The sequence below is a fragment of the Accumulibacter sp. genome (assembly GCF_023806635.1).
Lineage (GTDB): Bacteria > Pseudomonadota > Gammaproteobacteria > Burkholderiales > Rhodocyclaceae > Accumulibacter.
Genome location: NZ_JAMTDQ010000109.1, coordinates 1 through 19,943, shown reverse-complemented (window position 1 = coordinate 19,943; position 19,943 = coordinate 1). Strand labels below are relative to the sequence as shown.

The following is a 19,943-nucleotide window of genomic DNA, read 5'->3' as shown; positions in this document are numbered from 1 at the left end:
CGGGCGCCGACCCGCCAGCGGATCGGCGTAATGTTTCCGGCGCGCGCGGGATGGTCGTCGAGTTGACAATACTGTCACCGAAATGTGGGGTCAGCAGGCGCGGCCATCGGGCAGGCGGCTGAAGCCGAAGCCGCCGGCGTGGCTTGGCTGGATGCAGATCGTCACGCCGAGCGAGCGCGCGGCGCGGTCGATGTCCGGCGGAAAGGCAGCGAAGGGGATCGATCGCTCGACCACCGAACGGATGAACGCAATCTCCTCCTGCTGATCGCCGGCGTTGAGGACGGCGAAGGACTTGAGGCTGCCGTTGGGGTTGATCCGGAACTGGACTGCGGCCGGCTTCACTCCCCTGCTGCGCGGGTCGTTGCGGACGAAGGCGGCACTGCGGTTCAGTCGCCGGACGATGCCATCGAGGTAGAGGTCGAGGCTGAACGGGTCGGGCGGCGGCGTGTCGGGCCGGCGTTCGAGCATGAGCAGTCCCTGTTCGTCGCGCCGCGCCTGCTGCCGCCCGAGCTCCGCCGCCTGCGCCAGGGAGCGTTGTGCCAGCGACGGCTTGGGAGCCGCCTTCGCCTGCTCTTCGAGCTCGTCGAGGAAACGCTTCATTTCCTGCCTTTCACTCGGGGTCCAGCGCGGCGTTTCTTGGCGAACCGCGGCATCGGCGGGGGTCGGCGTGTTCGGGCTGCGCGGGCGTGGTGGCTTGCCTGTCGGTCGGGCGGCGGCCCGTGGCGGCGCTTTGGCGGTCACCGGTGGGGGCGGCAGGGATGCCCGCGTTGCCGCCTGCGGCGCCGGCGACAGCCGGGCATCGAAGCGCGTCGAGGCGATCGGCCGGGGTACTGCCTCCCGCTCCGGAAAGAAGAGAACGATGGCGTGCAGGAGCAGCGACACCGCCAGGGCAGCAGACAGCGAGCGCGAGATCGGAGTCTGTTCTACGCCAACCTCGTCATCTGCCGGAACCGCTTCGCGCGACAGGCTGCCCGCTGGCCGCGCGGCATCTCCTGGGCGGCTGGGCCGGTGGCAAGCGGAGGGCACACGCGCCAAGGCGGTCGTACGGCAGCATCACCTGCAACCTGGTGGTGGCGCGCCGACCGGGTCTGTGGTCGGGTTCGACCGGCTGCGGCGGGATCGCGGTCGCTGGATGTCATCAGAGCCCATGGTGGCAGGATAGCGAGCCGGCAGATGGTCGTCAATTCGTGCGGCGGTTGGTCTGCGGCATGGGCGGACCGAAACCGATGGGCCCATTGGTGCTCCCATGCGTCTGCCGGCAGGCTCCGTCAGGGCCAGTGTTCGTGGCGAGCCCGGTCTCCCGGAACAGCGGTCGACAGCGGCCCCTGCTATAGTGAAGACGTCCATTCGGTGGGGCGCCGACGTCGACTCGTTGCCGGACCGGAGGCAAGCATCGGGTTGCTGGGGGGGGGGCGAACTGTCGGAATTTCTTACAGCCGATCGGTCCGAAAGCAGCGTGACATTTGTAACACTCTGCTGCAAAAAGAAGTTTTTTTTGGGCACGAATATTGCTACATCAAAACCAGGTTTTGCTGAGGGGCGGGGGTGGAACGGTACAGCCCCTTGAAGCCAAGACTTGTGAAGCCCAATTAAACCCTCATCCACCGGTTTTCCGAGCAGGGGGCTGGTGACCGCAGTGAAGGAGTGAAACGATGAGTGTAACTTGTAGCAGGACCAAAATAGCCTTGGCCGTCATGGCTCTGGCAGCGTCGACCGGCGCGTCGGCGGCGCTGTCGTTGGGCAATGTGAGTTTGAACAACGGGCTATGCCAGACGTGGCTGGGTTCGCCGCAGCTCTCTGCCGGCAGTTGTTCGGATGCGAACATTGCTGACGCCCTGCAGGTCGGGGGCGGCAACGTCGAACTGGGCAAGTACGGCAGAGGCGGTGTAACCACACTGTCTGGCGACTTCGCCGGAAAGCCCGTGACCCTGCGGAGCCTCGTCGCCGCTGACTGGACGACCGGGCAGCTGCAGCCGACCGCGCTGACCGAGCGCTATATTCAGGGCGCTGCGAAGGAGGCTGGAATCAACCTGTCGCCCACGGATCTGACTGACGCGGTAAACGCCTTCCTTTCGCCCAATGCCGGCCTCGGTGGTCTGGCACCGTGGATGTACGTCAGCGATCCCAACATCGATTATGTCGAGATGCGCGACGGCCATGGCGTGTACATCGGTCTGGCCGGAATCTACAACGCGACGCCGTTCCTCCAGGCCGTTTTCGGTTCCCAACTGCCACCGGGGACTCAGCTGCCGAGCGGGCTGCAGGTGAGCGAGGTGGTCCATGTGAATCTCGCCGGTGTGCAGGACTACCTGTTCGGCTTCTATGCGGAGAGGTCCGGTGTCTATGCAGGGCCGACGCCGCCGAATCAGGCGGTCCAGGAGACTCTGTCCTATTCGGGCACCTATGAGGTGAAAATACCCGAGCCGGAGTCGCTGGCGCTGCTGGGCCTTGGCTTGGTCGGCCTGTTCATCGGCCGCCGTCGCCGCGCCTGAGGCGCTTCGCGAGAGCTTCTCGGCGCGCAAGCGCCTGTGGGGGGTGCCTGCAGAGCCCGTAAGGGCTCTGCGCGCGATGGGACTCGGGAGTGGGACCGTCGGCCAAGGGGCAAGGACTGAAGCCTGGAACTGCTCACCGCGGAGGTGGCCTTGGAATACGCTGCACTTTTTGGCCTCTGTGCCCTCTTCTCGGGGGTGGTCATTCGTTTCAGCATCGTGCTGGCCGGCCGCCTCGGGGCGATGGACCGCCCCGGCGGGCACAAGCAGCATGCGGTGAGCACGCCGTTCGTCGGCGGCTTCGGCCTCATCAGCGTGGTCGTGGTGGCTTTCACCCTCGGCGATCGTCTTCCCGGCGGATCCACCTCGGTCGCCTTGCTGGCGGGATCCGCATCCATGTTCGTGACCGGGCTGGCCGATGACATCTGGCACCTGGGCTTCAAGCCGAGGTTCGTCGTGCAGGCGGCCGTTGCTCTGGCGATGGTCTTCGTCGGCGGGGTGGAGCTGGCTTCGCTCGGGGAACTCCTGCCGGGCGTTGCCGTGGATCTCGGTTGGCTTGCCGTGCCGATCACCGTCTTCGCGACGATCGGCCTGATCAACGCGGTCAACATGATCGATGGCATCGACGGGCTCTCGGGTTCGGTGAGTCTGGTCAGCTTGGCGTTCATTGCCGTCGTCGCGCACGGCGCCGACAACCCGGCCTACCTGCTGCTGGCGGTGGCGTTGATGGGTGGTATCGTGGGCTTCCTGTTCTTCAACCTCCGCTATCCCGGGAATGTCCGCGCGCGGGTGTTCCTTGGCGACAACGGCAGCATGCTGCTCGGTTTCGTCTTTGCCTGGCTGCTGATCGCGCTGTCGCAGGGTGGCGATGCGGCGGCAATGACTCCGGTCACTGCCCTGTGGTTGTTCGCGTTGCCGCTGATGGATACGGTTGGCGTCATGCTGCGGCGGATCTGGCTTGGCAAGTCGCCTTTCCGGGCCGACCGCCACCATCTGCATCACCTCCTGGTCCGGGCGGGTTTTCGTGTCTGCGATGTCGTCGCCGTGGCGGTACTGATGCAGTTCGTCTTTGCGCTGATCGGTGTCACCTGCCTGTTGCTCCGGGTTCCGGAGTACTTGGCTTTCGGGCTTTTTCTGGGTATTTTTGCCGTGTATTTCGTGCTCGTCGCGCGGCCGTGGCGGCTGGTGCCCTGGTTGCAGTGGCTGAACCGACGCCTCGGTCTGCCATCGGCGCAGGTGCGCGGCATCTTCGTCGGATACGTGCGCCGCGAAACGTGCCCGCAGCTGCTTGACCTGATTGCGCAGGGGCTCAGTGGCCGCTACGACTACCAGTTGAGCGTCTTCGAGACCGACAGGAAGAGCGCGCAGGAGCGCAAGGTGTATTGCATGGTCCATGTTCCGAATATCGGGGACGAACACCTGATTGGCGCTGTCCGGCGAGACGTGCTGCGGCTGCGCAGGCGCCTGGCCAGGGGGCATGGACTCGACATCCGCCTGCTCCTCGCGCGTGCGGAGCAGAGCGGGTTGCAGTCGGCATCCGACACCGCGGCGGCAGGCGGTCGGCGGATCGGCGAGCGCGAGCGTCGCCAGCCGCAGAGCACGTTGATCTATTCGATCGAGCGCGGACGGCACAGCGTGCGCAGTGACCACGGTGGCTTCGAAATCAGCCTGCCACCCCCCTGCAGGTAGTCCTCATGTTCAGCCGTATCCTCACCGTGTGTACCGGCAACATCTGCCGCAGCCCGGCGGCAGAGTACCTGCTGCGGCAGCGGGCGGCCAGCTCCGGGCGCCGCATCGAGGCACGCTCGGCCGGTATCGGCGCGCTCGTCAATCATCCGGCGGAGGAGGCCACACGCGAGCTGATGAGCGCGCGTGGAGTCGACCTCAGCGGTCACCGTGCCAGTCAGCTGACTCGTGAGCGCCTGCGCTGGGCGGAATTGGTGCTGGTCATGGAGAAGCACCACCGGGACGCGGTGGTGGCCATGGACCCGACGGCTCGTGGCAAGACCTTCCTCATCGGGCACTGGACGAGCAGGGAAATCCCCGACCCTTACAGGCGCGGCGAAGAGGCGCATGCCGAGGCGCTGCAACTGATCGACGAGGCACTGGATCCCTGGGTCAGCAAGCTGGGCTGAAGAACTGACCGATCTGCCGGTTTTTCTCGCCGTGGCGTGAGATTTAGCACCGGACGGTGCCATTCCAGGCGTTAGTCTCTCCCCGTCGCCGGTCCCTGGCCAGAGAAGACCAGTGGACACTGGCCGCGTTTCGGAGAGACACGGCGATCGACCGGAAGATGCTGCGTGGCAATTCACCTGCCGGCAAGCTCCAGCACTGGCTTTGCGCGACGCGCCACTGGAAGTTACACTGCACGGCTCGCCCTGGCCGGGACGTACCGACCGGATGAAGAGGCTACGAGATGAGGATTTTGGCATGAATCTTTTGCGACATCGGCTGCCAGCGGGGAGAAGCGTAGTGCTGTGCCTCGCGTTGGGCACGCTGGCAGGGTGCACCATCATTCCTGGCAACCAGAGTTACGCCAACCGCGAGGAGTCCGACGTCAGGCTGCCGGTGCAGCAGGGGGACCAGCTGCAGCCGGCGAACGTGCGCATCCGGCCGATCACGGCCGAGTTGATCATCGATCTCTTCAAGTCGGCGTTGCCGCCAGTCGGTGACGGAACCAGTTCGGCGCAGGCGGCAACGGCAACCAATCCGCGCTCCCGTGGCCAGGACCCTTCACCAGTCCCCAACTATCGCCTGGGGCCGGGAGACATCATCTCGATCATCGTCTGGGATCATCCCGAGCTGACGATCCCCGCCGGCAGCTTCCGGACGGCAGAACAGGCCGGCACGGTGATCGCCGAGGATGGCACGATCTTCTATCCGTATATCGGTGTGGTCAAGGCGGCCGGCCGGACGACCAGCGAACTGCGCGAAATCCTGTCGACGCGGCTCGCCAAGTTCATCGAGCGCGTGCAACTCGACGTGCGGATGGTGGCGTTCCGCAGCCAGCAGGTCTATGTCGTCGGCGAGGTGGCGAAGCCGGGAATCCAGCCGGTCAACGACGTGCCGATGACCGTTCTCGATGCGGTCAACCGTGCCGGCGGCTTCACGCCGGAGGCCGACTTCAGCCGCGTGCTGCTCACCCGGCGCGGGATGACCTACCTGGTCGATGTCCAGGCGATGTACGACTATGGACGTACCGAGAGCAACCCGCTGCTCGAACACGGCGACATCGTCAACGTCTCTGACCGCAGCTACAACAAGATCTTCGTTCTCGGCGAGATCGCCAAGCCCGGTTCGTGGGTCATGAACAAGAAGCGCTCGACGCTGGCGGAGGCGCTCGGCGATGCCGGCTACATCAACCAGAACACGGCCGATCCGCGCTGGATCTACGTCATGCGCGGCAACAGCAAGGATTCCCCGGAGCTGTTCCACCTCGACGCGCGACTGCCCGACGCGATGCTGCTGGCCGACCGTTTCCCGTTGCGACCGCGTGACATCATCTACGTCGACGCAGCTCCGGTCGTCCGCTGGCAGCGCGTGATCGCCAACATCCTGCCGACGGCGACGATGCTCAACCTGACAAGCCAGACGCAATGGCCCCTCTTCGGGTCAAGGCAGTCGCCCAACAATTGAGCTGGCGCAGCGGCGGAAAATGGCTGGCCGGGAGCGTCGTCGCAGGCGCTTCGCTTGCACGCGCAGCGGCTGCTCGCTGCCTGATGCCAGCCGGTCTGGAAACAGGCTAGAGACCACTCGGACAACACATGGATAACGATCAACTGAAACCCTCCCACAGTGCCGGCCCATTTGCCGGAACGAGCGCCAGCGTGCCGCAGCAGCAGTACGTCACGCAGCAGTCGCCGGTGAGCGAGGACGAGGAAGGTCTGGCACTCGGCGAGATCATTGCCGCCCTGATGGACTATCGCTGGCTGATTGCGGCGACCTGCCTGTTCGCGCTGATCATCGGCCTGGCCTGGGTGCTGGTCGCCAGTCCGACCTATCGTGCCGATGGCCTGCTGCAGATCGAGGAGAAGAAGGGAGCCGGCGGCGTCCTCAAGGCGCTCGAGCCCCTTCTCGGTGACACCACGACCGCGCCGGCAGAGGTGGAGATCCTTAGTTCGCGGATGGTTCTCGGCCGCGTCGTATCGAAACTGCGGCTGGACATCATTTCCAGACCGCGGACCTTTCCTCTGATCGGCAGGGCGATCGCCCGTCGCTATGAGGGCGAGCAGCCGAATTCGCCTTGGCTCGGCCTGTCGAGCTATGCCTGGGGCGGCGAGCGCATCCAGGTGGACTCGCTCGAAGTTCCGCTGCACGCGCTCGACGAAGAGCACGAACTGATTGCCGGCGCCGGCGGCACCTTCGAGATCTTCGACAAGGACGATCGGCTGGTGCTCGCGGGCAAGGCCGGAACGCGCGCCACCGACAAGGGCTACTCGATCTTCATTGCCCAGCTCGAGGCACGGCCGGGAACGCGCTTCAGCCTCGCGCGGCTCTCGCCGGAGACGGCCATCGAGAACCTGCGCAAGTTCTATTCGGTCAAGGAGCGCGGCAAGAAGACCGGCGTGCTGGAACTGAGCCTGGTCGGCAAGCAGGCCGACGAGATCGTTCTCATCCTCGACGACATCATGAACACCTATGTCCGCCAGAACGTCGAACGGCGGTCGGCGGAGGCTGAGAAGACGCTGAAGTTCCTCGACACGCAGTTGCCGGCGCTGAAGACCCAGGTCGACAGCGCTGAAGGTGCGTACAACAGCTATCGCCAGAGTCGCGGCTCGCTCGACCTGAGCCTCGAGACGCAGGGCATCCTGAAATCTCTGGTCGAGGTCGAGAACGCCGCCGTGCTGCTGAAGCAGGAGCGGGACGAACTGCGGCAGCACTTCACGCCGGAGCATCCGCGCATCCAGGCCGTCGACAGCAAGCTGGCGCGCCTCAACGAGCGCCGCAAGCAGTTCGACGCGGACGTCTCGCGCCTCCCCGACACGCAACAGACCGTGCTGCGCCTGGCACGCGATGTCGAGGTTTCGAACCGGTTGTATACCGAGTTGCTGAACACCGCACAACAGTTGCGCGTGTCGAAGGCCGGCACGGTTGGCGACGTGCGCGTCATCGACACGGCGGCGGTGGGGCGTGAGCCGGTCGGCGCCAAGCCCGTCGCCATCCTCGGCATCGCCCTGTTGCTGGGGGTTCTGGCGAGCCTCGTCGTCATCTGGGTGCTGCGCTCGCTGCGCGTGGTGGTCGAGGATCCGGAGGTGATCGAGTCGCAACTCGGTCTGCCGGTCTACGCCACGGTGCCGCACAGCAAGCTCGAGGTCGACCTGCATCGCAGGGCACAGGCGGGCGGTGGCGGTGAGCTGCTGGCGGTGGCCCATCCGCAGGAAGACGCGGTCGAGAGCCTGCGCGGGTTGCGGACGACTCTGCATTTTGCCTTGCTCGATGCGCAGGGCAACTCGCTGTTGATTACCGGCCCCAGCCCGGGACTCGGCAAGAGCTTCATATCGAAGAACCTCGGCGCTGTCCTGGCGCAGGTGGACAAACGCGTCGTGATCGTCGATGCCGACCTGCGTCGCGGGCACCTGCACAAGGAGTTCGGTATCGAGCGCGCAGTCGGCATCTCCGAGTACGTCGCTGGTCAGGCTGCGCTCGACGACGTCCTCAAGAGCACCGCCGTCAGTGGGCTGACCGTCGTCACCACCGGACAGATCCCGCCGAACCCGTCCGAGCTGCTGATGCACCCGCGCTTCGAAGTGCTGCTCGGCGAACTGGCGGCGAGGTTCGACACGGTAATCGTCGATGCGCCCCCGGTCCTCGCCGTCTCCGACGCGGCGATCATCGGCCGCCACGTCGGTGCGACGCTGATGATCGCGCGTGCCGGCAAGCACCCGATCCGCGAGCTCGAGCAAGCGGTCAAGAGGCTCAACCAGGCCGGCGTGCAGGTGAAGGGGTTCGTCTTCAACGACCTGAACGTCAGCCGCCAGAGCTATCGCTATGGCTACAAGGGCTACGTCTACCGCTACTCCTACAGGACGTAGAGTCCGTCCCGCTGCCGTGACGGGAGAACCCCGGCAGCCGCCGCGCTAGCCGCTGCGATCCGCCGTTTTCGGACCGCCGATGCGTCGCCTCGCCTCGAAAAGGCAGACGCCTGTGGCGACCGAGACGTTCAGGCTGGCGACCGAGCCGAGCATCGGGATGCTCACCAGTTGATCACAGGTCGCTCGGGTGAGGCGGCGCAAGCCTTCCCCCTCGGCACCGAGCACCCAGGCGCAGGCGATCGGCCAGATGGCGCCGTACAGGTCCTGCGGCGCCTCGGCATCGGTGCCGACGACCCAGATGCCGCGTTCCCTGATTTCGCGCAGGCTGCGGGCGAGGTTGGTGACGGTGATGTAGGGTACCGTTTCGGCCGCGCCACTGGCGACTTTCACCGCCGTCTGTGTCAGCCCGACGGCACGGTCCTTCGGCGCGATCACCGCGTGCGCACCGGCGGCATCGGCAACGCGCAGGCACGCGCCGAGATTGTGCGGATCCTGGACGCCGTCGAGGACGAGGAGGAAAGCGGGTTCGTCGAGGGTGTCGAGGACATCGTCGAGGGTCAGACGGCGCTGCGTCGCATCGACGATGGCGATGACTCCCTGATGGCGGGCGCCGGGCGCCATCGCCTCGATCCGCGCTGTGGCCACCGGCAGCAGGCGAATCCCGGCGAACTCGGCGTGCGTCCGCAGATCGCGCAAGCGGGCATCATGGCGCGCCGCGTCGACATGGATCTCGCGGACTGCGCCCGCGTCATGGCGCAGTTTGGCGAGGACCGAATGGAAACCGAAGATCAGGCGTGTGGCGGAGGGCATGGGCGTGGTCTGCAGGAGGAGGGGCGTGGCGGGCGATTCGTCCGCGAGGGAAAGCTGGTGGCCGCCCGCGTTCAGTCACCGCTTCCGACCCTTTCGAGAGCCCGCGAGCGCCAGTCGAGAACGGCCGTGCGGATGCTCATCTGCTCGCCGAGGCGCGGAAACTCGGCGCGGATGACATGCGCGGCAAAGTTCGACAGGAAGCGTGATTTCAGCTCGGCGCGTGCGCGATCGACGCCGAGTTCGTCGTAGGGCACCGAGGCAAGGAGCAGGAAACCGTCGTCGGGAATGCGGCCGGCCTGCATGTTGGCCTCGATGATCCCGGCCGCCTTGCGGATCGGCACGTCGAGATTCGGACTGTAGGGGCCGATGATCAGTGCGACGTTCGGGGTGTGCAGGAAGTCGAAGCCGCGCCCGAGGCAGATCATCCACTCGCGGTGCTCGATGTCGAGCAGTCGTTCGTTGCGGCGGATCTGGGCGCGCACGTTCTCGATGTGTTCGAGATTGCCGTGCAGCAGCGGCAGCAGGTCGGCGCGCATGCGCGCCGGCATGTCGGGCAACAGCGCGGCGAGGCGGAGTTCGAGCGTCGCCCGGTCGGTCGAGGTCAGCGTCGCGAGATCGAGCCGGTCGCCTGCCGTGCCGTGGATCACCAGCGCATCCTCGTCGGTCTCGAAGCCGCAGACGAGCGGATAGACGGTGCTGTGATCGGTGCCGAAGATGTGCTCGACCTGGCGCCTGATTTCGTAGGTATGGGCGATCGCTGCCTCGGTGTCGTACTGGAAGCCGGCGCAGCCGCGGCGTGGATCGCCCTGCGAGTAATGGTAGGTGACGAGGAAGACGACGTTGCGGCCGGCGCTGACGACGCGCTGGACATGGTGCGCCAGGACCTCGCCGAGGTGCGGCCAGCCGAGGTCGAAGATGCCGCCGAGGTTGCGGAAGGGCATCAGCAGGCCGACCGGCGTATTGGTCGCGACGGGGATGTTGATCCGCCCGTCCATGCACTTGAGGACGGCGATCGCTGTCGGATGCTCGGCGAGGTAACGCTCACGCGCCAGCCACGCTTCCGGACTGCGAAAGATCGCGCTGTGGCGGTCGGCGAGACCGAACAGCCACTCGATGCGTTCCTCGATGGGCTTGCCGTGAATGTCCATGGCAAACGGATCCTCCTGCCTGAAGGCCTGGCCCGTCAGCGGCCGGCCGCTGGCTGCCGCCGGATGCGGGTGGCCTCGGCGACAGTATCCACGCGGCCGGCCTCGCGGTCAAACGCGCGGCCGGGTCATCCGCTGTCGCCGCTCGCGATGCCCAGGATCATGCCGGCGGCGACGGTGTTGTTCGTCGACTCGTCGATGATGATGAAGGCGCCGGTGCCGCGGCTTTCGGCGTACGGGTCGGCGAAGATCGGCTGCGCCAGCCGGAAGCTGACGCGGGCGATGTCGTTCATCACGAGTCGCTCGGCGGGCTGCTGCTGCATGCCGTTGATGTCGACGCGGAAGGCGATGGCGGCGAGCATCGCCTTGCTGTCGCGCGTCGTATGGCGCAGCAGGTACTTGCGGCGGGGGTCGAGCGGCGACTCCGACAGCCAGCAGAGCATCGCGTCGATGTTCCGGCTCACCTGAGGCAGTTCGTCGCTGCGGACGATCATGTCGCCGCGCGAGATGTCGATCTCGTCGTCGAGCAGGATGCTGACCGACTGTTCGGCAACCGCGCGCGGCAGCGACTCGCCGAGCACCTGGATGTCACGGACGCGGCTCTCGAGACGCGAGGGCAGGACCGTCACGCGATCGCCGATGTGCAGTTCGCCGGACTCGACGCGGCCCATGAAGCCGCGATAGTCGTGCAGCTCGGGGTTCGCCGAGTCCTGCGGGCGACAGACGTACTGCACCGGAAAGCGGAACTTCTCGACGTGCTCGCTGTGGATCGCCGGCGCAGCCTCGAGCATCTCGAACAGCGTCGGGCCTTCGTACCATCGCAGGCGATCGCCGCGCTCGACGATCATGTCGCCGTGCAGCGCCGACAGCGGGATGAAGCGCACGTCGGTGATGCCGAGCCGGCTGGCGAACTCGAGATACCCGTCGTGGATGCGGTCGAAGGTCTCCTGCGCATAATCGACCAGATCCATCTTGTTCACCGCGACGACGATGTGCGGGATGCCGAGCAGATGGGCGACGTAGGAGTGGCGGCGGGTCTGCGTCAGCACGCCCTTGCGTGCGTCGATGAGGATGATCGCCAGGTCAGCGGTGGAGGCCGCGGTCACCATGTTGCGCGTGTACTGCTCGTGGCCCGGCGCGTCGGCGATGATGTATTTGCGCGTGCCGGTGGTGAAGTAGCGGTAGGCGACGTCGATGGTGATTCCCTGTTCGCGCTCCGCCTGCAGGCCGTCGGTCAGCAGCGACAGGTCGACGATGTCGAGCCCACGCCGGGCTGAACTGCGCTGGATGGCGTGCAGGGTATCGGCGAGGATCGTCTTGCTGTCGTAGAGCAGGCGGCCGATCAGCGTGCTCTTGCCGTCGTCGACGCTGCCGCAGGTCAGGAAGCGCAACAGGCCGTTGTCGGGAATGTCTTCGGCGGGGAGTCTCTCGATCGCTGACATCAGAAATAACCTTCCTTCTTGCGTTGCTCCATCGACGCTTCCGAGGTCTGATCGTCGAGTCGCGTCGCGCCGCGCTCGGTGATCGTCGTCACCGCCGTTTCGGCGATGATGCTGGCGACGTCCGTGGCGGCGGATTCGACCGGCGCCGTACAGGTGATGTCGCCGACGGTGCGAAAGCGGACCTGCAGCGTCTCGACCGCCTCGCCGGGGCGTGCCGGCGTCACTTCGGTCACCGGCAGGAGGCCGCCGCCGCGACGAACGAGCGGTCGCCGGTGGGCGAAGTAGATCGCCGGCAACGCCAGCTTCTCGCGCTCGATGTACTGCCAGACGTCGATCTCGGTCCAGTTCGAGATCGGGAAGACGCGGATGTTCTCTCCCTTGAAGCTGCGCGCGTTGTACAGATCCCAGAGTTCCGGACGCTGGTTCTTCGGATCCCACTGGCCGAACTCGTCGCGGAAAGAGAAGATGCGTTCCTTCGCCCGTGCTTTCTCCTCGTCGCGGCGGGCGCCGCCGATGCAGGCGTCGAAGCCGAACTCCTCGATCGCCTCGAGCAGGGTGACCGACTGGTGCTTGTTGCGCGGTTCGTCGGCCGACTTGAGGACGACGGTGCCGCGCGCCATCGAATCCTCGACCGAACGAACGATCAGTCGTTCGCCGAGTTCCGCCGCGCGTCGATCGCGGAAGTCGGTGACCTCGCGATAGTTGTGGCCGGTATCGATGTGCAGCAGCGGAAAGGGAAAACGACCCGGGCGAAAGGCCTTCTCGGCGACGCGCAGCATGCAGATCGAATCCTTGCCGCCGGAGAAGAGCAGCACCGGGTTGCTGCACTGGCCGGCAACCTCGCGCATGATGTGGATGGCCTCCGACTCGAGCCAGTCGAGATGCGAGAGGGTGACCCTGGCGAGCTTTGCAGTACTCATCTCATTCGTGATCCGTTCGTTGCTGTTTCACGGGCGCCCGGGGTGCAGGCCGCACTCCTTCGACTCCGGATTCTCCCACCACCAGCGGCCGGCGCGGACGTCCTCGCCGGCGGCAACCGCGCGCGTGCACGGCGCGCAGCCGATGCTCGGGTAGAAGCGGTCGTGCAGCGCGTTGTACGGCACGCCGTGCTGCCTGAGGTACGCCCAGACTTCCCGTTCGCTCCATTCGGCGAGAGGATTGAACTTCTCCAGCCCGCCGTTTGCGGTGTCGACGCTGCGCAGCGGCAGGCCGTCGCGCGTGCTCGCCTGCTGCGCCCGCATGCCGGTGATCCAGGCCCGCTGTCCGGCGAGCGCACGCTGGAGAGGCTCGACCTTGCGCAACTGGCAGCAAGCCTTGCGCAGTTCGACCGATTCGTAGAAGGCGTTGATGCCGTGCTCGCTCGTCCATGCCTCGAGCAGATCGTGCCGCGGGTAGTAGAGGCGCAACGTCAGGCCGTAATGGTGGCGAACCGTCGCCATCAGCGCATGGGTTTCCGCCGGCAGGCGGCCGGTATCGAGCGAGAAGATGCCGATCGGCAGGCTCTCGCGGACGATCAGGTCGGTGAGCACCATGTCCTCGGCACCGAGGCTGCTGGCGAACACCGCCGGCGAAAAGTCGGCGGCGATCGCCCGCAGCAGTTCCCGCGCAGCGGCGCTGCGCCGGGTGACGGACTCGTGCAGCGCCGCCTCATCCACGGCCCGTTCGCCGCTCATGCCGAGTGCTCCGCGCGACGGCGGCGAAACAGCGGCAGCGGCTGGTCGGTCGCCGCCTGGTAGCTTTCGCTGAATGCCCGCAGCCCGGCGAGCGCCTGCTCGATGTCCTTGTCGGCGCGCACCGCGTAGGCGTCGATGCCGCATCGCCGCATGAGGAAGAGCTGATCGTGCAGCACGTCGCCGATCGCCCTGATCTCTCCCGTGTAGTGGTAGCGCTCGCGCAGCAGGCGGGCGCTCGAGTAGCCGCGGCCATCGGTGAACTTGGGAAAGTTGATGCCGATGACGGCGAAGCGCGCGCAATCCTCGGCCAGCGCCTCGGGTCCCTCGTCGCTGTCGAGCCAGACGCCGGGCGGCCCGTCGCGGCGCAGCACTTCATCGCGCCGCGCCAGCCAGACGGCCAGCGGCAGCAGCACCGGTCCCGCGGGCAGCGGAACCGTCGCGGCGCTCTCGCCGGCCGCGAGGCTGAGGACCTGCCAGGGGTCGTCGACGATCTCCCGCTTCCTGATGATTCTAGGCATTGACCATCTCCCGGTTTTCCTGCCTGGCGCCGCGCCGCCGGTCGCGGCCGGCGTAGGCGCGGGCCTTGAACGGCTCGACGCCGATCCGCTGCAGCGTGTCGATGAAACGCTCGCCCGGCAGCCGCTGTTCGAGATGGACGGTGATCAGCGCCTCGATCACCAGCGGCACCTCGTGCGCATGGAACGACGGGCCGATCACCTTGCCGATCGTCGCCGAATTGCCCTGCTGGCCGCCGATGGTGATCTGGTACCACTCCTCGTCGTTCTTGTCGACGCCCAGGATGCCGATGTTGGCGACGTGATGGTGGCCGCAGGAGTTCATGCAGCCGGAGATGTTCAGTGAGATGTCACCGATGTCGTAGAGGTAGTCGAGATCGTCAAACTTCTCGTTGACCGCATCGGCGATCGGCACCGAGCGCGCGTTGGCGAGCGCGCAGAGGTCACCGCCGGGGCAGCAGATGATGTCGGTCAGCAGGCCGATGTTGGCGGTCGCCAGGCGGTGGCGGCGGGCGATCTGCCAGACTTCGTGCAGGTCGCGCTGCCGTACGTCGGCCAGGACGACGTTCTGCTCGTGCGTCACGCGCAGCTCACCGAAGCTGAAGCGCTCGGCGAGGTCGGCGACGACCAGCATCTGCGTGTCGCTGATGTCACCCGGAGCAGCCCCCGGCGCCTTCAGCGACAGGGTGACGGCGGCGTATCCGGGAGTCCGGTGCGGATGCACGCAGCGCCGCACCCAGTTGGCGAAGGCGAGGTCACCGGCGACGCGCGCGGCATGCAACTCGTCCACGGCCGGCAGCGTCTCCCAGGCCGGCGGCGGGAAATGCGCCGCGATGCGCGCGAACTCCTCGTCCGGCACCGTCGTCGGTCCGTCCTGCAGATGCGCCCACTCGGCCTCGACCTGGCGCCGGAACCCGTCGATGCCGAGGGCCTGGACGAGAATCTTGATGCGCGCCTTGTACATGTTGTCGCGACGCCCGTAGCGATTGTACACACGCAGGATCGCCTCGAGGTAGGAGAGCAGGTGCCGCCGCGGCAGGAACTCGCGGATCACCTGCCCGAGGATCGGCGTCCGGCCGAGGCCGCCGCCGACGAAGACGCGCACGCCGATCTCGCCGCGCTCGTCGCGCAACAGTTCCAGGCCGATGTCGTGCGCGCGGATGACCGCCCGGTCGGTCGCCGCCGCGTTGACGGCGATCTTGAACTTGCGCGGCAGGAAGGCGAACTCGGGGTGGAAGGTCGACCACTGTCGCAGCAGTTCGCAGTAGGGGCGCGGATCGGTCAGTTCGTCCGGCGCGACGCCGGCAAACTGGTCGGTCGTGATGTTGCGGATGCAGTTGCCCGAGGTCTGCACGGCGTGCATCTCGACACTCGCCAGTTCGCCGAGGATCGCTGGCGTCTGCTCGAGTTGCGGCCAGTTGAGCTGCATGTTCTGGCGCGTCGTGAAGTGGCCGACGCCGCGGTCGTAACGCTGCGAGATCTCGGCCAGCTTGCGCAGCTGCGTCGCCGAGAGCATGCCGTACGGGATGGCAATGCGCAGCATCGGCCCATGCCGCTGGATGTAGAGGCCGTTCTGCAGGCGCAGCGGGCGCAGCTCGTCGGTCGACAGGTCGCCGGCGAGGTGACGCCCGATCTGGTCTCGATACTGCGCCACGCGCTCGTCGATGATCTGTTGGTCAATCCGGTCGTAGCGATACATCGCGCGTTCCTCGCGTCTGTGTCTGTGGAAGCTGGTGGGGGTGCTCGTCCGGCCGCGCCTAATGGGCGATCAACTTGCCGCCGATCAGCAGCAGCATGCCGGCGAGGATCGGCCGCAGGATGCGGTCCGGAACCCGCGCCGACGCATGGCTGCCGAGCCAGATCCCCGGCAGCGATCCAAGCAGCAGGCTGCCGAGGAGTGACCAGTCGACGCTACCGATCAGCCAGTGACCGAGGCCGGCGACCAGCGTCAGCGGTACGGCGTGCGCGACGTCGCTGCCGACGATGCGGATCGCCGGCAGCCGCGGGTAGAGGTAGAACAGGATGGCGGCGCCGAGGGCGCCGGCGCCGACCGAAGAGACCGTCACCAGGACGCCCAGCAGCACACCGCAGGCGATCGTCACCGGCGCCCGGAACTGCGTGTGCGCGGCATCGTCGGCGTGCGCCAGCGCCTGGTGCTGCAGTTGCTGGCGGAAGATGATCGCCGCTGCCGTCAGCAGCAGGGCGACCCCGAGCGATACCGAGATCAGCTGCGATGTCGCCGCACTCTGCCGCGGCAGGTACGACAGAGCCCAGATCGTCAGCGCGGCCGCCGGGAGGCTGCCAATCGCCAGCAGGCGGGTGACCTGCCAGTCGACATGCCCCTTGCGGGCATGGACGACAGTACCCCCGGCCTTGGTGACGGCGGCGTAGAGCAGGTCGGTGCCGACCGCCGTGGCCGGGTGCACGCCGAACAGCAGCACCAGCAGTGGCGTCATCAGCGAGCCGCCGCCAACGCCGGTCAGCCCGACGATGGCGCCGACGACAAAGCCCGACAAGGTGTACATCCACTCCATGGTGCGCCGCAGCAGGTTCAAGGAGCGCGCATCGTAGCAGCCTTGCGTTTGATCGGAAAGGAATGTTCAGTTAGATTGTTATAACCAAACGGATTCAGTCGAGCCATGAAACTGCAGCAACTGCGTTACATCGTCGAAGTCGAGCGTCGCGGCCTCAACGTATCCGAAGCCGCCGAGGCGCTCTACACCTCGCAGCCGGGGATCTCGAAACAAATCCGGCTGCTCGAGGACGAACTCGGGGTGAGCATCTTCGAACGCGGCGGCAAGCGGCTGACGGCGATCACCGAGCCGGGCCGGGCAATCCTCGACATCGCCCGGCGCATGCTGCGCGACGCCGAGAACATCCGGCGCGTCAGCGAAGAGCATGCCGGCGGCGATTCGGGCAGCCTGGTCATCGCCACAACCCATACGCAGGCGCGCTATGCCCTGCCGGCGGTGGTCAAGAGGTTCGTCGACCGCCATCCGCAGGTGCGGCTGTCACTGCACCAGGGGCACCCGGCGCAGATCGCCGAATGGGCGCTGCAGGGAGAGGCCGACATCGCCATCGCCACCGAAGCCCTCGACCAGTATCCACAACTGGTGATGCTGCCCTGTTACCAGTGGGTTCATTGCGTCATCGCGCCCGATGGCCATCCGATCCTCGGCGAGGGGACGCTCTCGCTCGCGGCGCTCGCGCGCTGGCCGTTGATCACCTACGACTCGGCCTTCGCCGGTCGCTCGCGGATCAACAAGGCCTTCGAACTGGCGCAGATCGAGCCGAACGTCGTGCTCACGGCGATCGACGCCGACGTCATCAAGACCTACGTCAGCCTCGGTCTTGGCCTCGGCATCATCGCCCGCATGGCCTACGACCCGCTGCGCGACGGTGGCTTGCAGGCGCTGCCGGCGGAGCACCTGTTCGGATCGAACACGACCCGCATCGGACTGCGCCGCGGCACCCACGTGCGGCGCTACGCCTACGACTTCATCGAGCTGTTCGCCCCGCAACTGACACGCCGGGCGGTCGACATGGCGCTCGCCGGCGCGCGGCCCGACGAGGAGTACCAGCTGTGAGGCGGCTGGTGCTGCCTTCCCTGGCCACCGTCTGGCTGCCGGGCAGCCGGATCGGTCGGCCCGGCTGCCGACCGTGTGGTCGGCGTAGCGTGCGCGCAACGGGCTGTCCGGCGCGGGAAACCGGGTCGCAGAGCCGATCCTGGTTCCTCAGCCGCCGGCGGTCGCCGCCGCAACGAGGTCAATTTCGTCGGCTCGCCCAGCGGCGCCATGGCGCATTCGCCGTCCGACAGCAGCCCGGACGAAAATTCTGCCGGGCGACCTCGATACCGCCCGCCTGTTCGGCCAGCGCGTCGCCGCCCCCGCCGCAACGGCTTGGCCGCAGGCCGGGGCACTGTTAAGATGCGCCGCCACAAGCTGCTGACGGAGGAGGGCCGAAGATGGGAATTCTCGACTGGTTCAAGAACCGGCCGGCGCAGTTCGACGCCGATCGCGTTTCCGAGGAACTGATCCGCAGCGCCGTCGACAAGGCGATCACCCTCACCAATCCCCGACTGGTCGTCCTTCCCGGTTGCCACAAGCGGCTGGCGCCGGCGGCAGGGAAGGCGATCGAGTTCCTGCGTGCGCTGCTCGGCGAGATGCCGGCGGCGCGGCCGCTGTCGGTCGAAGGCTGGTCTGCCGAGCCGGATCTGCGCGCCTATTTCGTCGCCCCGACCGACATCACCGCCGTCCTCGCGCGATCGGACAACCTGCGCACGCTCTTCGACAAGTACATCGACCTCGACGAGGCGTACGTCGTCCTCGGCATGAGCTTCAACGAGCAGCGCGTCTTCGGCATGGCGCTGCAGGGCGACATGGTGCAGCGCGATGTCGCGCAGACCAGCGTCAGCTTTTCCGATCACCGCGCCCACCTCTGCGGTCGCGACGAGGCGCGCCTGCGCCGCGTCGTCGGCGCGCAGGCCTTCGAGTTCCTGCTGGCGCAGGCGCTGGCCGAGATCGGCGAGGAGCGTGTCGAGCGGCAGGAGCTCGAATCGAACCGCTCGCTGCTGCGCGCCCGCCTGCGCCTGTTGCGGCAGCAGGGGCCGGGACTCGGCTCGCTCTTCGGCAGCTCGGCGCCGGCTGCCCGCGGCGAGCAGGCGCAGCTCGAGGCCGAACTGCTGGAGAACGAAAGGCAGCTGGCGGCGATCGGCGGCAACGAGTCGGCCCTGGAAATGGAACTCGACAGCCTGGTCGAAGTGCTGGAGAATCCACAGCGCTATCTGCGCGTCGAACGGCGGCACCTGCGCCTGAACCCGATGAACATCGTCGTCGAACGTGAGAACGGCGAACCGGTCGTCGAGCTCGACGTCCATCTCGCCCGCCTCAGCGGCGCGACCGAGGCCTGTCGCGCCGTCGTCGTCGGCCGCGTCGGGCGCCAGCAGATGGCGCCGGCGCCGACGATGAAACTCGCCGATGCCGCCCGTTACCTGTGAGACACCGGTCCCGGCGTGAAGGCGGGCCGCGGGTGTCGACCATGCAGCACCACCAACGAAGGAGAAAACAGCGATGAATCGGGAAGAAGTTCGTGATCAGTTGCTGGCGCCGGTCCTGCAGTGGATCCGCGTCGGCCGTCAGAGCAGCCGGCTGCTGGTCGGCTCGATGGAAGTCGTCGGCGAGCGCAGCCAGCAACTGCTGCGCGGCGCCACGCTGCGGCAGCGGCACGACTGGCAGGAGATGGGCGTCATGACGCGCGAGAAGGTGGCGGTGCCGCTGGAAGCGGCGGTGGCGATGGCGTCGGCGGCGCAGAGCGAGGCGCAGGACTTCGTCGCCGAAGCCGGCGAGAAGGCGATCGCCCTCGCCGGCAGCGTTGCCGCGCTCGCCGGCAGCCGCAGCGGCGAAGACTTCAGCGCCCGCCAGGCCGCTTTCGGCGAGGCACTGCTCGCCAGCGCGCTGTGCTGGTACCAGCTCTGGGGCCGCGCTGCCGAAGTCGTCGAGCAGGGGATGCGGCCGGTGCTGCGTCAGGTCGAGGACAACGCCGGCCGTCTCGGAACGCGCTAGGCGGGCGGGCGCGGTGTTTGCGCTTGCCGCCGATTGGCACGGCAGGGAGCGATTCGACGTCGTCCGGATCGAGCTCGGGCAACCGCGGGAGAGCAACGTCCACTGCGACCGACGACCGTCCTCGAGGCACAGGGAGCGGTCGGTCGGAAATTCGGTGCTCGCACGCGGATGGGGCACCCGCAGGTCGCGATGGCGCGTGTCGAGCCTGCCCGGTTGGTATACCCTAAGCCGGCGAAGCCGGAACCAAACAGGATGAGGTTTCTGTCATAGCCAAAA

The 19,943-nt window shown here is 67.0% G+C and carries 17 protein-coding genes and 1 pseudogene; 9 read left to right on the top strand and 9 right to left on the bottom strand.

The annotated features are described in order from the left end of the window. Nucleotides 1–90 precede the first annotated feature (90 nt). A complete protein-coding gene (locus NFW30_RS18730) occupies nt 91–882 on the bottom strand; it encodes a hypothetical protein (RefSeq protein ID WP_295349490.1) in 792 nt (263 codons plus the stop codon). An 812-nt stretch (nt 883–1,694) separates the two neighbouring features. Between NFW30_RS18730 and NFW30_RS18725 the strand changes: the two genes are divergently transcribed. The 5 genes from NFW30_RS18725 to NFW30_RS18705 all read left to right on the top strand — a co-directional run bounded on the left by NFW30_RS18725 (nt 1,695) and on the right by NFW30_RS18705 (nt 8,521). Further along, a complete protein-coding gene (locus NFW30_RS18725; RefSeq protein ID WP_295349561.1) occupies nt 1,695–2,492 on the top strand; it encodes an NF038130 family PEP-CTERM protein in 798 nt (265 codons plus the stop codon). A 150-nt stretch (nt 2,493–2,642) separates the two neighbouring features. Further along, a complete protein-coding gene (locus NFW30_RS18720) occupies nt 2,643–4,178 on the top strand; it encodes an MraY family glycosyltransferase (RefSeq protein ID WP_295372471.1) in 1,536 nt (511 codons plus the stop codon). 5 nt (nt 4,179–4,183) lie between these two features. Beyond that, nucleotides 4,184–4,624, top strand: coding sequence for a low molecular weight protein-tyrosine-phosphatase (locus NFW30_RS18715; RefSeq protein ID WP_295349487.1), 441 nt, complete (start codon nt 4,184–4,186; stop codon nt 4,622–4,624). 295 nt (nt 4,625–4,919) lie between these two features. Beyond that, nucleotides 4,920–6,125 carry a polysaccharide biosynthesis/export family protein gene (locus tag NFW30_RS18710; protein WP_295349485.1) on the top strand — a complete coding sequence of 402 codons (1,206 nt, stop codon included), beginning with the start codon at nt 4,920–4,922 and terminating at the stop codon, nt 6,123–6,125. A 128-nt stretch (nt 6,126–6,253) separates the two neighbouring features. Then, entirely contained in the window at nt 6,254–8,521 is a 2,268-nt protein-coding gene (locus NFW30_RS18705; RefSeq protein WP_295349483.1) for a polysaccharide biosynthesis tyrosine autokinase, read from the top strand. A gap of 45 nt (nt 8,522–8,566) precedes the next feature. Here NFW30_RS18705 and rlmB read toward each other — a convergent pair whose 3' ends face one another. From rlmB to NFW30_RS18665, 8 genes are all read right to left on the bottom strand, one after another. Continuing rightward, nucleotides 8,567–9,331 carry a 23S rRNA (guanosine(2251)-2'-O)-methyltransferase RlmB gene (gene rlmB / locus NFW30_RS18700; RefSeq protein ID WP_295349481.1) on the bottom strand — a complete coding sequence of 255 codons (765 nt, stop codon included), beginning with the start codon at nt 9,329–9,331 and terminating at the stop codon, nt 8,567–8,569. A 71-nt stretch (nt 9,332–9,402) separates the two neighbouring features. Further along, nucleotides 9,403–10,479: a carboxysome shell carbonic anhydrase domain-containg protein gene (locus tag NFW30_RS18695; protein ID WP_295349479.1), complete on the bottom strand. Its 1,077-nt coding sequence runs from the start codon at nt 10,477–10,479 to the stop codon at nt 9,403–9,405. A gap of 125 nt (nt 10,480–10,604) precedes the next feature. Next, nucleotides 10,605–11,918, bottom strand: coding sequence for a GTP-binding protein (locus NFW30_RS18690; protein WP_295372467.1), 1,314 nt, complete (start codon nt 11,916–11,918; stop codon nt 10,605–10,607). Further along, on the bottom strand, nt 11,918–12,838 hold the full coding sequence (gene cysD / locus NFW30_RS18685) for a sulfate adenylyltransferase subunit CysD (RefSeq protein ID WP_295349475.1): 921 nt from the start codon (nt 12,836–12,838) through the stop codon (nt 11,918–11,920). Before cysD ends, NFW30_RS18690 begins: the two co-directional genes overlap by 1 nt. A gap of 27 nt (nt 12,839–12,865) precedes the next feature. Beyond that, on the bottom strand, nt 12,866–13,591 hold the full coding sequence (locus NFW30_RS18680; protein ID WP_295349473.1) for a phosphoadenylyl-sulfate reductase: 726 nt from the start codon (nt 13,589–13,591) through the stop codon (nt 12,866–12,868). Further along, nucleotides 13,588–14,109 carry a DUF934 domain-containing protein gene (locus NFW30_RS18675; RefSeq protein WP_295349472.1) on the bottom strand — a complete coding sequence of 174 codons (522 nt, stop codon included), beginning with the start codon at nt 14,107–14,109 and terminating at the stop codon, nt 13,588–13,590. The genes NFW30_RS18680 and NFW30_RS18675 overlap by 4 nt, the downstream gene beginning before the upstream one ends. Beyond that, nucleotides 14,102–15,805 carry a nitrite/sulfite reductase gene (locus NFW30_RS18670; protein WP_295349470.1) on the bottom strand — a complete coding sequence of 568 codons (1,704 nt, stop codon included), beginning with the start codon at nt 15,803–15,805 and terminating at the stop codon, nt 14,102–14,104. Before NFW30_RS18670 ends, NFW30_RS18675 begins: the two co-directional genes overlap by 8 nt. 58 nt (nt 15,806–15,863) lie before the next feature. After that, a complete protein-coding gene (locus NFW30_RS18665) occupies nt 15,864–16,640 on the bottom strand; it encodes a sulfite exporter TauE/SafE family protein (protein WP_295349559.1) in 777 nt (258 codons plus the stop codon). A gap of 105 nt (nt 16,641–16,745) precedes the next feature. Between NFW30_RS18665 and cysB the strand changes: the two genes are divergently transcribed. The 4 genes and pseudogenes from cysB to NFW30_RS18645 all read left to right on the top strand — a co-directional run bounded on the left by cysB (nt 16,746) and on the right by NFW30_RS18645 (nt 19,667). Then, nucleotides 16,746–17,693 carry an HTH-type transcriptional regulator CysB gene (gene cysB / locus NFW30_RS18660; RefSeq protein ID WP_295349468.1) on the top strand — a complete coding sequence of 316 codons (948 nt, stop codon included), beginning with the start codon at nt 16,746–16,748 and terminating at the stop codon, nt 17,691–17,693. 165 nt (nt 17,694–17,858) lie between these two features. Next, a pseudogene (locus NFW30_RS18655) lies at nt 17,859–18,054 on the top strand (hypothetical protein); the annotation flags it as partial. A gap of 16 nt (nt 18,055–18,070) precedes the next feature. Next, the gene (locus tag NFW30_RS18650) at nt 18,071–19,102 is read left to right on the top strand and encodes a hypothetical protein (RefSeq protein WP_295349466.1); all 1,032 of its coding nucleotides are present in this window, start codon (nt 18,071–18,073) and stop codon (nt 19,100–19,102) included. 73 nt (nt 19,103–19,175) lie between these two features. Beyond that, entirely contained in the window at nt 19,176–19,667 is a 492-nt protein-coding gene (locus tag NFW30_RS18645) for a hypothetical protein (RefSeq protein ID WP_295349464.1), read from the top strand. Nucleotides 19,668–19,943: the final 276 nt, after the last annotated feature.